Annotated in this window: 1 protein-coding gene; it reads right to left on the reverse strand. The window is 39.2% G+C overall.

Going from position 1 to position 265, the window contains the following annotated elements:
- On the reverse strand, nucleotides 1-265 hold a 265-nt coding region (locus G6042_RS00360; protein WP_169522323.1), incomplete at both ends, for a transposase.

Raw genomic sequence — 265 nt, forward strand, 5'->3', positions numbered from 1 at the left:
TAAGGTGAGTTCCATGCTTTGAGTTTGGCTATTAAATCGGGCACACCAAGGATATTGATGCTGCGTTTGATGTTATACACCAGCATGATCAAACTGTGTTCGCCGTTTACTTTCTCTAATCCTATTAAATTGGTGTGGTTATATCCCCATTTTCGCTTTATTGTTCCAAAGATGTGTTCGTTGATTTCTTGTCGTTTTCTATAGAGTTGCTGGTTGGCTTTATAGCGTTTGTTGTTTTCCTCTACTGCATCAGCATACTCACTTC

The organism is Flavobacterium solisilvae (assembly GCF_012911605.1).
GTDB classification, from domain to species: Bacteria; Bacteroidota; Bacteroidia; order Flavobacteriales; family Flavobacteriaceae; genus Flavobacterium; species Flavobacterium solisilvae.